The following is a 14,193-nucleotide window of genomic DNA, read 5'->3' as shown; positions in this document are numbered from 1 at the left end:
CCATGGCAGTGCATGTTGCAAACCACCCCCTGATCAAACACAAGTTGGGTCTGATGCGGGAAAAAGACGTTTCCACAAAGGATTTCAGAGATTTATCATCGGAGGTGGCCCGCCTTCTTACCTACGAAGCCACCAAAAATCTTGAAACCGAAACCCAGACCATCCAGGGATGGGCCGGGGATGTTGACGTGGAAAGGATAAAAGGCAAAAAAATCACCATTGTTCCCATTCTCCGGGCCGGTCTTGGCATGATGGACGGAGTGATTGATCTGATTCCTTCTGCCAAGGTCAGTGTGGTGGGATTTTACAGAAATGAAGAGACCCTGCAACCGGTTCAATACTATGTGAAAACAGCCAGCGCCATGGAAAAAAGAACGGCTTTGATCCTGGACCCCATGCTGGCCACCGGCGGGACCCTCATTGCCACCATTGATCTCTTAAAGGAATCAGGCTGTACCAAAATCATGGGGCTTTTTCTGGTGGCAGCCCCCGAAGGGATTGCCAAGGTGGAAGAGAAACATCCGGATGTGGACATTTATGTGGCCGCCATTGATGAGCGTCTCAACGAGGTGGGGTATATTCTGCCGGGTCTTGGTGATGCCGGTGATAAAATTTTTGGAACAAAATAGGAGGAATGATGTCCCAGGATCAAATTTCACCAGCAACCTATGATTTCAGGCCCAAGGATTGTCTTCTGGGGGCCCAGATGCTTTTTGTGGCGTTTGGTGCCCTGGTATTGGTGCCGCTTTTAACGGGGCTGAATCCCAATGTGGCACTCTTCACCGCCGGGGCCGGTACCTTGATTTTTCAGGTGGTGACCCGGGGGAAAATTCCCATTTTCCTGGCCTCCTCCTTTGCCTTTCTGCCCCCCATCATGTATGGGGTGAAAACCTGGGGGATTCCCGGCACCATGTGCGGATTGTGTGCCGCAGGTTTTGTTTATATCTGTCTGAGTTTTCTTATCCGATGGCAGGGCAGTGATGTGATTAAAAGGGTTCTGCCTCCGGTGGTCACAGGACCTGTTATCATGGTCATCGGTCTTATTCTTGCACCTGTTGCCGTGAACATGGCCATGGGAAAAACCGGAGATGCCTCCTTTGTGCTTTTTCCCCAGAGGACTGCCATGTTTATCTCCTTGACATCCCTTGCCGCCACGGTGCTGGTATCCATACTGGGTAAGGGAATTTTACGGTTGATTCCCATTTTGTGTGGCATTGTCACTGGGTATGTGCTCAGCCTGTTATTTGGGATTGTGGATTTTTCTGCGGTTTCCAAGGCGGCCTGGTTTGCCATGCCTGAATTTGTCTTTCCCGAGTGGAACCTCCAGGCGGTTTTTTACATTGTCCCCATTGCCATTGCCCCGGCCATAGAGCATTTTGGCGATGTGCTGGCCATTGGCGGGGTCACGGGTAAGGATTATGTTAAAGATCCGGGCATTGAAAACACCATGCTGGGAGATGGTCTTGCCACCTCCTTTGCCGCCTTTCTCGGAGGGCCTCCAAACACCACTTACTCCGAGGTCACCGGGGCCGTTGCCCTTACCCGGGTTTTTAATCCTGCGGTGATGACCTGGGCTGCCATTGTGGCCATTTTGCTGGCCTTTGTGGGTAAGGTGGGGGCATTGTTACAGACCGTGCCGGCACCTGTCATGGGCGGTATCATGCTGTTGCTTTTCGGGGCCATCATGGTCATCGGGTTAAATACCCTGGTGAAATCCGGTGAGGACCTCACCGAGGCCCGGAATCTTTCCATTGTTGCCTTGATTCTTGTTTTTGGTATTGGCGGCATGACTTTTTCTGCCGGTGAATTTACCCTCCAGGGCATTGGACTTGCAGGTATCCTCGGGGTTGTAATGAATCTGGTTTTGCCGGGGCGCAAGTCTGCCTGAGACGGTTTTTAAATACCGGGTACTTCTGACGGGCACAACAAATATAGGGTCGTAGACGCGGAGCCAAATGGTATTATGCCGCCCTCCCGAGGGGCAATGGGGACCGGACCGGAACTGTAGACAGCTCAATTGTCCGGTTCCTATTGCCCATAGGGGGCGGCTCTGCCTTAGCTTGCTTGCCTTGGAGGCTGCATTTTTATATAAACCCACATGGCTGTAAGCACCAGCCACAACGAATAATGAAAAAATAGTTGCTGTGAATACCCAGAACCTAATACCCAGCACCCGCTTTTTCATATAAAACTGCCACGGGCAGACCGTATTCTGATCTCGTCCTGCCCACAACGAAGCATGAAAGAGTGTTCGGTTTATATACTCTTTCTTATAGAAAAACTGCCATGGGCAGAGGATCAGTGTGCTCCTGTGTGATAAATAGTGGCAGGCCGTTCATCAATGGGGGTATAATCCCTGATATTTTCCCCCATGTATATCTGCCGGGGACGGCTGATTTTCTGATTGGAATCCAGCATATCTTCTCTCCACTGGGCAATCCAGCCCGGTAATCTACCAATGGCAAACATCACAGTGAACATATTGGTGGGAATTCCCATGGCCCGGAGAACAATGCCGCTGTAAAAATCCACATTGGGATAGAGATTTTTTTCCTGGAAGTAGGCATCTGACAGGGCTGCCGCTTCCAGTTCCATGGCGGTGTTGAGCAAGGAATCCAGGTGTTTGCACCTTGATAACACCTTATCGCATATCTTTTTCATGATTTTAGCCCTGGGGTCATAGGTTTTATACACCCGGTGGCCAAACCCCATGAGTCTGAAAGGATCATTTTTATCCTTGGCCTTTGCAATGACCTGGGGAATGCTCAATCCCTCCTGCTGTATGGATTCTAACATTTGAATGACAGCCTGATTTGCCCCGCCGTGCAGGGGACCCCACAGGGCGGAGATGCCGGCAGACAAGGCTGCATAGATATTTACTTTTCCACTTCCCACCACCCGCACCGCAGCTGTGGAACAATTTTGCTCATGATCTGCATGGAGAATCCAGAATACGTTCAGTGCGTCCACAAGGTCGTCATCCATTTGATATGGAATCACCGGGCTGTCAAACATCATGTGAAGAAAATTGGCACAATAGGAGTAATCCGGCCGGGGGTAAACCACTTTGTGCCCCCGGGAGATTTTATAAGCCATGGCAGCCATGGTCCTTACCTTGGAAATGAGGCGAAGGAAAGTAAAGTTGAGATCTTCATCCAGATCAATGAGTTCCGGGTAAAAGCTTCTCAGGGCATTGACCATGGCGGAGAGAATGCCCATGGGATGGGCCTTTCTGGGAAAATTCTGGTAAAAGAATTTCATATCTTCGTGTAACAGAGAAAAGTCACTGAGCATGACACTTGTTCGGGTGAGCGTTTTTCTGTCCGGAAGATTACCATTGATCAACAAATAAGCGGTCTCCACAAAGGTGGAGTTCTCTGCCAGTTGTTCAATGGGAATACCCCGGTACCGCAGGATTCCCTTTTCCCCGTTCATGAAAGTAATGGCACTTTTGCAGCTGCCGGTGTTGCCAAAACCCGGGTCAAAGGTTATTAACCCGGTATCCTGGCGCAGCTTTCGGATGTCAATGGCTCTTTCACCTTCGCTTCCTTGAATAACAGGTAATTCATAGGTTTTACCATCAATGGTAAGAGTTGCGGACTGTGTCATTGTGGTCTCCTTGGGGTTTTTCTGGTAATTTTCCTGGGGGGCCATCCCAACCAAGACAGTTGGGGAATGGATGGATCGGGGGTTGAATGTGGTCTCAATGGTGGCCATCCCGGCTGTGGGAATCTGTGCGCATCAATAACGAATTCTTATTCTGGACTATGAATGATGTGCCAGTATCAGCCATCCTTTGGTTTCAGGTCAGGATGGCCGATATATTGAGAAATACGTTTGTGTTTGCAATTATCCTCAGGCCTCTCCGGGGACCGTATAGGTGGTGCAGGAACCACTGGAGCAATTTCGGGTCTGGGCCGAGGCTTTCTGCTGCCGGGATGCCGATGTGGCTCCCATGGCATAGTTGGTTGAGCTGACAACACGTTCCACTGCAAAACTTTCACACTTGGGGCATTTTATCTCTTTTTCATTGTCACCTGACATGAACAGGACTTCAAAGAATTCTTCACAATCTGAGCATTTAAATTCAAATATGGGCATTTTATGATCCTTAATTTTTGCGGTTATCTAACCATTTTGATTGGAAAAACATTAATTAAATATTTTAATGCCCCATTGGATTTTGTCAAGGGAGTGTTGACTCTGTGCTTTTAGCTGACTATTCCCATGGACCATGAATGCAGGGTCCTTTTTTACAGTGTCGTTTCAAAAATTATGGATGGATCTTTGTAATTTGTTATTGGATAATCCTTGTTTTTCATCTTAGGAATAAGTTCTTTTAAGGCGTTTTAAATCATGGGGGCGGATTTTTGTTCAATCACCCGGTTAATGCTGATAAGTGCATGTTTTTTAACATTTAAAATATGCTGGCCCAGGATCTGCTGTGCACCTTTAATGTCTCTATCTGCAATGTGCTCATAGATTTTTGTGTGTTGGTCATCCACCGTATCCATGGGGGTGACAAAGAGAATATTTCCCCGGTACTTGAGATAGAGAAGGTCAAACAGATGCCTTAAGGTGTTTATTTGGAGGGTGCATCCTGACAGTTCGGCAAGAAACATGTGAAATTCCCTGTCCCTTATAAGGCGGTCTTTAAAGTAGATGTCCCGCACGGCGCAGAGATGACTGTCCAGGGATTTTTTCAGTTTTGCAAGTTTTCCCGCGGTCATCCTCTGTATGGTTTTTTCCACAAGGGCAACTTCGATAATTTTTCTGAAATCATAGATTTCAGTGATCTCTTCAATACTGATATTTTCCGTATAATATCCACAATTGGGCTCATGCCTCACCAGTCCCTGGAATTCCAGGCGTTTTAATGCCTGGATAATGGGGGTGGGGCTCATTCCCAGCCGTTCGGCCAGATCCCGGTAGGATATCTTTTGGCCGGGGATGATTTCATTATTGAAAAACATCCTGCGAATCCCCATGTAAGCTTCCTGGGTGAAGTCTTCTTTTCTTTTTTTTGTTTTTTTTGGGCTCATATTTAATTTTATTTTTAATTTAATTTTAATATTTTAGAACATTAAATATAGAAAAAGATCTGAAAATGCAAGACAAATATCCATTCATTCGATAAATATAATTATTTATTTGATTAAATCTCTTGACTCTGTTCGAGAGCTCTGTTAATGAGTATGTAATTCAATCAAATATTTAATCAAATAAATAATTGAATAGACGATTTTAAATTCAAAGTAAAGAGTTAAATACAACGGGAGAAGAAAATGGCTTTATCATTCATGGAAGGAAATGAGGCAGTTGCACGGGGTGCCATGGCTGCCGGTTGTTCCTTTTTTGCAGGCTACCCAATTACCCCCGCCACCACGGTTTTTGCCAATATGTTAAAACTCCTGCCCCCCAAGGGTGGGATTTGTGTACAGGGTGAAGACGAAATTGCATCCATGGGATATTGTATCGGTGCTTCCATGGCAGGGAAAAAAGTGTTAACCGCCACATCCGGTCCGGGAATCAGCCTCTACAGTGAACAACTTTCCTTTGCCATTGGCAGTGAAATACCCATGGTGATTGTGGATGTGCAAAGGCTGGGTCCCTCCACCGGATCTGCCACCAGGGGTGCAGACAGTGATATTCAATTTTTAAGATGGGGAAACACCGGCGGCGTTCCTGTGATTGTACTGGTTCCAAAGAACGCCCGGGATTGCTATGAATTAACGGTTAAGGCCTTTAATTACGCTGAGGAGTTCCGGTGTCCTGTGTTTATTGCTTCTAATAAGGAGATCGGCATGACCCGGGAAAGTGTGGATCTGGATGCCATAGCCCTTCCCCCCCTTGTGGAACGAAAGCCCTTCACCGGCGAAAATTATGTTCCCTTTGAAGCAGATGACGATAAGGCCCCGGATTTTCTTCCCATTGGTGGCAAAACCCTGGTGCGTCAGACCTCTTCCACCCATGGCCCCGACGGTTATATTACCATTGATCCTGAAGTGATCAGTGCCTCCCAGGAACGACTGCAAAATAAAATTCTTGCAGCGGAAGAGCGCCTTAGCCTTTTTGAGGAAAATCACCGACAAGGGGCAGATACCCTGGTGATCAGTTATGGTGTTACGTCCAGAGCTGTGGATGATGCCTGTGCTTCCCTGGAGAAAAAGGGCACCTTGGTTTCTTCTCTTTCCCTTAAAACAATCTGGCCTGTTCCGGAGAAATTGTTAAAAGAAAAAGCCAAAGCCTACAAACGCATTGTGGTCATTGAGATGAATCTGGGCCAGTATGTCAACGAGATTAAAAGGGTCCTGGCAGGTAAAAACATAGATTTTTACGGACAAATGGACGGCACCCTGATTGCACCCGGTAAAATAATGGAGGTTATTGACAATGAGTAGTTTATTAAATACCAGCCGTCCCCCGGTATTCTGCCCCGGCTGTACCCATGAGCGTATCACCAAAGAGCTGGACAAGGCTCTGGTAAAAATGGGGATTCCCGCTGAAAAAACCGTCATTGTCACGGATATTGGATGTTCCGGTTTGTTTGATACTTTCTTCAATGTCCATGCTCTTCACGGACTCCATGGCAGGGCATTGACCTATGCCTCCGGCCTTAAACTTGCCGATCCGGAGTTGAACGTCATCGTCACCATGGGTGACGGAGGCCTTGGTATCGGCGGTGCCCATGTGCTGTCTTCATGCCGGAAAAATATGGATATCACCCTGATTATTCTGAATAATTTTAATTTTGGCATGACCGGTGGGCAATATTCCGCCACCACCCCCAGTGATGCCGTTGTGGGATCTGAATTCCTTAATAATGCAGAGGTTCCCATTGATATCTGCGAAGTGGCAAAAAGTGCCGGTGCCACCTGGATTGGCAGATATTCCGGCCATGATGCCGCTTTGTCCGACCATTTTGTCACAGCCATGCAGCACAAAGGCTTTTCCATGGTGGAAACCCTTGGCATGTGCACCGGACGTTACACCAAACGAAATAAGTTAAACCTTGCAGCCATTGATGCCATGATTGAGGAAATGCCCTCCATGGACGGTGTGGTGGAAAAAAATCAACGCCCTGAATATGGGGAGCGTTACAGGGCCATTGCCGCTGAAAAAACGGTGTATCCCGAAGCGGTTACCGTGGAGCAGAAGGTCACCCTTGACAATCCCAAACGAGAGGACATTGTCATCCTGGGAAGTGCCGGCATGCGCATTGTTACGGCCGGGGATATTGTCTGCTTTGCCGGTATGGTGGCAGGATTAAATGCCTCCATGAAGAACGATTATAATATCACCGTTTTAAGGGGACAGTCTGTAAGTGAACTGATCCTGACTCCGGAAGAAATCGGTTATGCAGGGCTTGAAATCCCATCCATTGTCCTTGCCCTGAGTGATGAAGGTGTCCAGCGTCGTAAAAAAATATTTCCCAAACTCACACCTGAGACCCTTGTGGTTAAAGAGGCCAGTGTCACCATACCGGAAACCGCTGCCGAGGTGGTGACCGTGGATTACAAAGCAATGAAGATTAAACGCCATGACTGGGCCCTGGCCTCTTTGGGATTTCTTGCCAAACGCGGCAGGGGCATCACAGAGGAGATGCTCATCCCGGCCTTAAAAGCCAGATTCAATGAAAAGGTGTTTGGCATGGCCATGGAAACCGTTGAAAAAACCTTAAAGGGATGATGGCGTTTCGTAACCCCTGACTTGCATGGGGTTATGTATAAAAAGGGTTGTTAATTAAAATTCAAGAGATTTAAGCGTTTCATAAAAATATTAATGGAATAAGCATCACGAACAGGAGAGAACAATGGATTTTAGACTGTCAACAGAATTGAGCATGCTTCAGAAAGCCGTAAGAGATTTTGCAAAGAAAAAAATAGCCCCCAATGCCGACGAATGGGATGCCAATGACTATTTCCCATATAAAGAGGCGGTTCGTCCCATGGGTGAACTGGGTTTTTACGGCACTGTGATTCCCGAAGAGTACGGTGGAGAAGACATGGGATGGCTGGCAGCCATGATCGTCACCGAAGAGATCGCCCGGTATTCAAGTTCTTTGCGGGTTCAGGTTAACATGCAGGTGCTGGGATGCGGTTTTACCATCTTTAAATACGGAACAGAAGAAGCCAAGCAAAAATATGTGGAAAAACTGTGTTCCGCAGAATACATCGGTGGGTTTGGTATCACAGAGGCCGATGCCGGTTCCGATGTCATGGCCATGGCCACAGTGGCAGAAGAAAAAGATGATCATTACCTTTTGAACGGGTCTAAAACCTGGATCTCCAATGCGGATTTTGCAGATGTACTCATCTGCTATGCTTATACAGACAAGGAAAAGGGCAGCAAAGGCCTTTCTGCCTTTGTCATTGAGCCCAAAAACTTTGACGGCATTAAAACCTCTGCCCTGGATAAGCTGGGTTCCCACTCCTCCCCCACAGGAGAGGTGTTTCTGGACAATGTAAAGGTGCCCAAGGAAAATATTCTGGGTAAACCCGGTGACGGCACAAAGGTGCTGTTCAGCTCCTTGAACCATACCCGTCTCTCCGCTGCCGCAGGTGGTGTGGGTCTTGCCCAGGCCTGCCTTGATGAGGCCGTTAAATACTGCAATACCCGGAAACAGTTTGGCAAAAAGATCGGTTCTTTCCAGATGAACCAGGACATGCTGGCCCAGATGGCAGCGGAAATAGATGCAGCCCGTTTCATGGTGTATCGTGCAGCGTCAGAAAAGGACAAAGGCAAACTCAACAATGGTCTGGATGTGGCCAAAGCCAAATATCTGGCCGGAGAAGTGGCCACCAAAGCCTCCAATTTTGCCATGAGAATTCTGGGTGCCTATGGATATTCCACTGAGTATCCTGTGGCTCGATTTTACAGGGATGCCCCCACCTACAGCATGGTGGAAGGTTCTGCAAATATCTGTAAGATGATCATTGCTCTGGATGCCCTGGGTATTAAAAAAGCCAACCGTTAATAAATATGGGGCCGGGCCCGGGTTTTTAACAACCCGGGCCTGATTTTATGCCGCAGTAAAATGTAAAAAAGATGGAGAACAAACCATGAACAATGCCATGACCATTTTTATTTCAGGTATCACAGGGGTTCTGGGAGGAATGAGCCTGCTCTATTTTTCTTTGAAAATAACCTCTTATATTACGGATAAAATGGTGGCCTCCGGGGCTAAAAAAAAATAGTGACTTGTTGAGCTTAAGATATATTCCCTGTTTTTAAAGGATGATTAACATGTTTGATGCATTGCAGTTTTTAACCACCACCACCGGTTTCTGGCACTTGACCCCGGGCATGATGTTCATGTGGGTCGTTGGACTGGTTTTGATCTATCTGGCCATCTCCAAGCAGTATGAACCTTTGCTTTTGCTCCCCATCGGGTTTGGTATTATTCTTGCGAATCTTCCCCTGGCAGGCCTCATGGCCCCGGAAGAGGGCTTGCTTTGGAAATTTTATGAATACGGCATTCACTGGGAGATCATTCCCCCCCTGATTTTTCTCGGTCTGGGGGCCCTCACCGATTTTGGTCCTTTACTTTCCATGCCTTCCTTGATTTTTCTTGGGGCAGCGGCCCAGGGCGGGGTTTATTTAACTTTTTTCATTGCCAACACCTTTTTGGGATTTGATTTCATGGAGTCGGCCACCATTGGTATTATCGGTGGCGCTGACGGTCCCACCACCATTTTCCTGGCTTCCAAGCTGGCCCCCCATATGTTGGGGATCTGTGCGGTGGCAGCCTACTCTTACATGGCCCTGGTGCCCATTATCCAGCCTCCGGTGATGAAAGCCTTGACCACGGATAAAGAACGAAAGATCCGCATGAAAAAAGGGCGCAAGGTCAATAAGCTTGAAAAACTTCTCTTTCCCATTGTTGCAACCTTTGTGATTATTCTCATTGTACCGGCATCGGCTCCTTTGATCTCCATGTTCATGGTGGGCAATCTGTTCCGGGAGTCCAAGGTGGTGGAACGTCTCACCAAGGCATCCCAGGAAGAGTTGCTCAATATTGCCACCATTTTTCTGGGGCTGCCCGTGGGTGCCACCATGAATGCTGAGAATTTTCTTCAATGGAAGGTTATTTTTATCTTTGTTCTGGGATTGTGTGCCTTTATTCTCAGCACGGCCGTGGGGGTGTGTATTGCCAAGGTTATGAATCTTTTTCGTAAAAATAAGATCAATCCATTGCTGGGTGCTGCCGGTGTATCCGCTGTTCCCATGGCAGCCCGGGTGGTCCATAAAGTGGGCCAGCAGGCAGATAAAAAGAATTACCTGCTCATGTACGCCATGGGCCCCAATGTGGCCGGTGTCATCGGCACGGTGATTGCTGCCGGTATCTTTTTAACGCTGTTGCAATAAAATTTAAAAAAACTGTGGCGTTTGCTGTGGTTTTTCCGATAAAAACGACCATGGCAAGATTTCTTGCCACAACAAAAATGGAAAAAGTAAAGCATACAGATATTTTGGTAGCTGCTTTTTCATGTACAAAATAAGGAGAATCCCATGAGTGAAGAATTATTGGCCCCCCTGGCCGGAAAAATTATTCAGATTGATGTAAAGGTTGGCGACAAGGTGGAAGAAGATGATGATGCCATGGTAATTGAAGCCATGAAGATGGAAACACCTATTTACATTCCCTGTGACGGTACCGTTGCCAAACTCAATGTAAAAGAAGGCGATGAAGTTGAAGAGGACGCGGTTCTTCTGGTTGTAGAATAATCTGGATGGGTCCAGGCTTGGATATCGGTATTATCGTTAATTCTTTAAAGGCGCTTTCCTTTTATGCGATAACCGGAAATTCACAAGTCTGGGCCCATGGTAAGCCCGGTACCGCTGCTGTGGTACTTTAATGTAAAAATTTCATATAACGGGCATGTCCTGTGGGACGCAACGAATATAGGGTCGTAGACGCGGAGCCAAATGATATTATACCGCCGCCCCCCCGATGGGCAATGGGCCCGGACCGGAACTGTAGACAGCTCAATTGTCCGGTTCCTATTCCCCATCGGGGGGGCGGCTCTGCTGAGGCTGCCTTGGAGGCTGCCTTGTATATAACTGCCATGGGCAGATCATATTGGGATCTGACCTGCCCACAACAAAAAATGAAACTCTAATTATTGCAAGACCTTAGTCTGAGTTTTATATAAAAAAAATGTGGAGAAAAAATGAGACCGTATTTTGAAAAAATGCCTGAGTTCGGTACTGCGCTGAAAAAAGGACAGATCAAAAGGGGAGAAGACAATGCCCTTCGCCTGAAAGAAGTGGAAGGCGAAATAGCCGCAGCAGTGGATGTCATCAAAAATTCCGGGCTGCCTGAAGAAAAAATCAATGCCAGGGGTGTGATGACCGTGTGGCAGAGATTGGAGTACTTAGTGGACCCCGGAACCTGGTCCCCCCTTCACATGCTCTACAATCCTGCTGATAACTCCGAAGGCACCACCAATGTCATTGACGGTCTGGGAAAAATTTCCGGCAAATGGGCCGTTATCATCGGGTTTGACAACAAGGTGATGGCAGGGGCATGGCTGGCAGGGCAGTCTGAGAATATTTTAAGGGTCACCGATCTTGCCAAACGTCTGAATGTACCCCTGGTGTGGCTGGTGAACTGTTCCGGTGCAAAACTCACCGAACAGGAACAGTTTTATGCCAACAGAAGGGGTGCCGGTGCACCTTTTTACAGACATTCCGAGCTCAATCAGCTGGGTATTCCTGTGCTGGCGGGCATCTATGGCACCAACCCTGCCGGCGGTGGATACCAGAGCATCAGTCCCACCATTTTGTTTGCCCATAAAAATTGCAACATTGCCGTGGGCGGTGCCGGTATTGTCAGCGGAATGGCCCCCAAGGGCGGTTTTGATGTGGATTCTGCCGAACAGCTCATTGAAAATACCCGTCATTTTAAGAGCAATCCTCCGGGTACCCCCAAAGTCCATTATGATGAGACCGGATTTTTCCGATATGTGTACGAGGAAGAAAAAGAGGTGCTGGACGGTCTCAAAGATTATATGAAGGACATCCCGGCCTATAATCCCAAGTTTTTCAGGGTGGCAGAACCGGCAGAACCTAAGTTTGACATTGAAGATCTCTACAAGCTTTTGCCCATTGACCAGAAAAAAGTGTACGATTTTGACGAAATCCTGGCACGATTGGTGGACAACAGTGAAAGCATGGAGTTTCGTCCCGGTTATGGTCCGGAAGTATACACCGGCCTTTGCAAGGTGGATGGCTATCTGGTGGGCATCATTGGAAACCGCCAGGGATATCTTGGCAAAGGTTATCCTGAGTATGCCGATTACCCCGGCATTGGCGGCAAGCTCTATCGCCAGGGCATGATCAAGATGAACGAGTTTGTTACCCTGGCCGGTCGGGATCGTATCCCCCTGATCTGGTTCCAGGACACCTCGGGCATTGATGTGGGTGACACCGCAGAAAAGGCAGAGCTTCTGGGTATTGGACAAAGCCTTGTGTATTCCATCCAGCAGACAGATATTCCCCAGATGATGGTGCTTTTACGTAAAGGATCTGCAGCGGCCCATTATCTTCTGGGCGGTCCCCAGGGCAATGATACCAATGCCTTTTCCATTGGTACGGCAGCAAGTGAAGTGTATGTCATGCACGGCGAAACCGCAGCTGTGGCCATGTACTCCCGTCGTCTTGTAAAAGAAAAGGATGCGGGTAATCCCCTGGAGCCTGTCATTGAAAAAATGAACAAGGTGGTGGAGGATTATAAGACTTTTTCCCGGCCCAAGTATTGTGCCCAGGTGGGTTATGTGGATGAGATCGTCAATATGGACGATATTCGCCGGTATATGAAAGCCTTTACCGGGTCTGCCTATCAGAATCCCAAATCCATCTGTCCCCAGCATCAGATGATTTTGCCCCGTATTATTAAGGGGTAGTTTTTTCCCGGCTGGGTCCGGTGTAAAATTGGAATTGTTTTAATAAGAAATCCCTGGTGTGTGCCTTGTGCATGCATTGGGGATTTTTGTTTGCAAGCTCACCTCTCTTCGATAAGTATTGATCCAGAAATACTCTCCTTTACAGATATTTATCAACACCAAAATTATTCATAGAGTTATAATCGTCGTCATCTTTTTCTATAAAAAATTGGCACGCTTCATTCTCATATTACAGTTTTTAGAGAAATTTTTCCATTTTGGTGAGAGAACTCTTTAAAAAATTTTAAATTTCTTTTGGGGTTATATGGTGAATGCAAAAAAATATTTTTATTGTAACAATTAAATAAATGCGTTAACAGAAAGACAGCCATATGGTTCATGTTTTGTGAGTAATGACTTTTAAAATGATTATAAGGTAAAATATAAAGAAAATATTTCAAGTGTTTTGGACTATAATGATTGTACCCTTTTTTGTATTATTCAATGCGTTTTTATGCTTGTAATTCCGGCCAGTATTTTTGGATTAAAAGTGTTTTACACGTTTCAGAAAAATATGATTTCAGGTGAAGATATGAAACTATTTTATGCACATTCAACGAGTTCAGAAGATAAATCAGATTGGCAGCTCCTTGATGAACATTTGGAAAATGTTTGCACGAAAGCTGGGGCTTTTGCAAAAAATTTTGGAGCCAGCGCATGGGGTAGGATTTTGGGGAAAAGTCATGATATGGGTAAAGGAAGCTACCTCTGGCAGGCATATCTTCGCCATGTCAATAATATTGTGGACGAATTCAGTGAATTTTATGATGGTCACCCAAGTCACGCTTTTACGGGTGCTCAATGGTTATACAAAAATTCAAAAGATGTCGGGAAACTTCTGGCATATTGTATTGCAGGGCATCATGGCGGTTTACCCAATTGGAGTGACATGGGACCCTCTGCATTGAAAAATAGAATGGAACAGCATTATCCAGAAATTGAGATTCCGCATTCCCTTCCTGATTTCCCAAAGCAACCTCCCATATCATTTGAACAAAATCGTCTTGGCTTTCAACTACAGTTTTTTATAAGAATGCTTTTTTCATGCCTGGTTGATGCTGATTTTTTAGATACGGAAAGATCACTGGATAAAAGCAAGTCTGATTGCCGATCAAAGTTTTGTGATTTTTCTGAATTGTATAATGAATTCTGCCCCCTGTGTCAGGATAGAAGTCGCCTCAATTGAAAATTTAAACTCTGGGGCATTGAGGTGATTTTATGGTATATCCGATCAAAACAAAAGAGG

At 46.6% G+C, this 14,193-nt stretch carries 13 protein-coding genes; 10 read left to right on the top strand and 3 right to left on the bottom strand.

Annotated elements, in window-relative coordinates:
* Window positions 1–2: 2 nt before the first annotated feature.
* Together upp and B9A32_RS15680 are read left to right on the top strand one after the other, a co-directional pair.
* Window positions 3–629, top strand: coding sequence for a uracil phosphoribosyltransferase (upp, locus tag B9A32_RS15685; RefSeq protein ID WP_084070632.1), 627 nt, complete (start codon window positions 3–5; stop codon window positions 627–629).
* 8 nt (window positions 630–637) lie between these two features.
* On the top strand, window positions 638–1,888 hold the full coding sequence (locus B9A32_RS15680) for a uracil-xanthine permease family protein (RefSeq protein WP_084070629.1): 1,251 nt from the start codon (window positions 638–640) through the stop codon (window positions 1,886–1,888).
* Between the two features lie 410 nt (window positions 1,889–2,298).
* On the opposite strand, the gene B9A32_RS15675 is transcribed toward B9A32_RS15680, so the two are convergent.
* From B9A32_RS15675 to B9A32_RS15665, 3 genes are all read right to left on the bottom strand, one after another.
* Window positions 2,299–3,609, bottom strand: coding sequence for a citrate synthase (locus B9A32_RS15675; RefSeq protein WP_084070770.1), 1,311 nt, complete (start codon window positions 3,607–3,609; stop codon window positions 2,299–2,301).
* A 246-nt stretch (window positions 3,610–3,855) separates the two neighbouring features.
* On the bottom strand, window positions 3,856–4,101 hold the full coding sequence (locus B9A32_RS15670; protein ID WP_084070626.1) for an FmdB family zinc ribbon protein: 246 nt from the start codon (window positions 4,099–4,101) through the stop codon (window positions 3,856–3,858).
* A gap of 248 nt (window positions 4,102–4,349) precedes the next feature.
* The gene (locus B9A32_RS15665; RefSeq protein WP_084070623.1) at window positions 4,350–5,042 is read right to left on the bottom strand and encodes a GntR family transcriptional regulator; all 693 of its coding nucleotides are present in this window, start codon (window positions 5,040–5,042) and stop codon (window positions 4,350–4,352) included.
* A gap of 243 nt (window positions 5,043–5,285) precedes the next feature.
* Here B9A32_RS15665 and B9A32_RS15660 point away from each other — a divergent pair, with 243 nt between their 5' ends.
* The 8 genes from B9A32_RS15660 (at window position 5,286) to B9A32_RS15630 (ending at window position 14,133) form a co-directional block, all read left to right on the top strand.
* Entirely contained in the window at window positions 5,286–6,401 is a 1,116-nt protein-coding gene (locus B9A32_RS15660; protein ID WP_084070620.1) for a transketolase C-terminal domain-containing protein, read from the top strand.
* Window positions 6,394–7,689, top strand: coding sequence for a thiamine pyrophosphate-dependent enzyme (locus tag B9A32_RS15655; protein WP_084070617.1), 1,296 nt, complete (start codon window positions 6,394–6,396; stop codon window positions 7,687–7,689). Before B9A32_RS15660 ends, B9A32_RS15655 begins: the two co-directional genes overlap by 8 nt.
* A gap of 124 nt (window positions 7,690–7,813) precedes the next feature.
* Window positions 7,814–8,977 carry a glutaryl-CoA dehydrogenase Acd gene (acd, locus tag B9A32_RS15650; protein WP_084070615.1) on the top strand — a complete coding sequence of 388 codons (1,164 nt, stop codon included), beginning with the start codon at window positions 7,814–7,816 and terminating at the stop codon, window positions 8,975–8,977.
* A gap of 85 nt (window positions 8,978–9,062) precedes the next feature.
* Window positions 9,063–9,197 (top strand): hypothetical protein, encoded by a 135-nt coding sequence (locus B9A32_RS22395; RefSeq protein ID WP_269749034.1) that lies wholly within the window; start codon window positions 9,063–9,065, stop codon window positions 9,195–9,197.
* A gap of 49 nt (window positions 9,198–9,246) precedes the next feature.
* Window positions 9,247–10,368: a sodium ion-translocating decarboxylase subunit beta gene (locus B9A32_RS15645; RefSeq protein WP_084070614.1), complete on the top strand. Its 1,122-nt coding sequence runs from the start codon at window positions 9,247–9,249 to the stop codon at window positions 10,366–10,368.
* 144 nt (window positions 10,369–10,512) lie between these two features.
* Window positions 10,513–10,728 (top strand): acyl-CoA carboxylase biotin carboxyl carrier protein subunit, encoded by a 216-nt coding sequence (locus B9A32_RS15640; protein WP_084070613.1) that lies wholly within the window; start codon window positions 10,513–10,515, stop codon window positions 10,726–10,728.
* Window positions 10,729–11,174: 446 nt separating this feature from the next.
* Complete coding sequence (locus tag B9A32_RS15635; protein ID WP_084070612.1) at window positions 11,175–12,908, top strand: acyl-CoA carboxylase subunit beta; 1,734 nt, start codon at window positions 11,175–11,177, stop codon at window positions 12,906–12,908.
* Between the two features lie 493 nt (window positions 12,909–13,401).
* Window positions 13,402–14,133 (top strand): CRISPR-associated endonuclease Cas3'', encoded by a 732-nt coding sequence (locus B9A32_RS15630; RefSeq protein ID WP_232367193.1) that lies wholly within the window; start codon window positions 13,402–13,404, stop codon window positions 14,131–14,133.
* The last annotated feature ends 60 nt before the right edge of the window (window positions 14,134–14,193 follow it).

This window comes from Desulfocicer vacuolatum DSM 3385 (assembly GCF_900176365.1).
Lineage (GTDB): Bacteria > Desulfobacterota > Desulfobacteria > Desulfobacterales > Desulfobacteraceae > Desulfocicer > Desulfocicer vacuolatum.
This window is presented reverse-complemented; position numbering and strand designations above follow the sequence as displayed.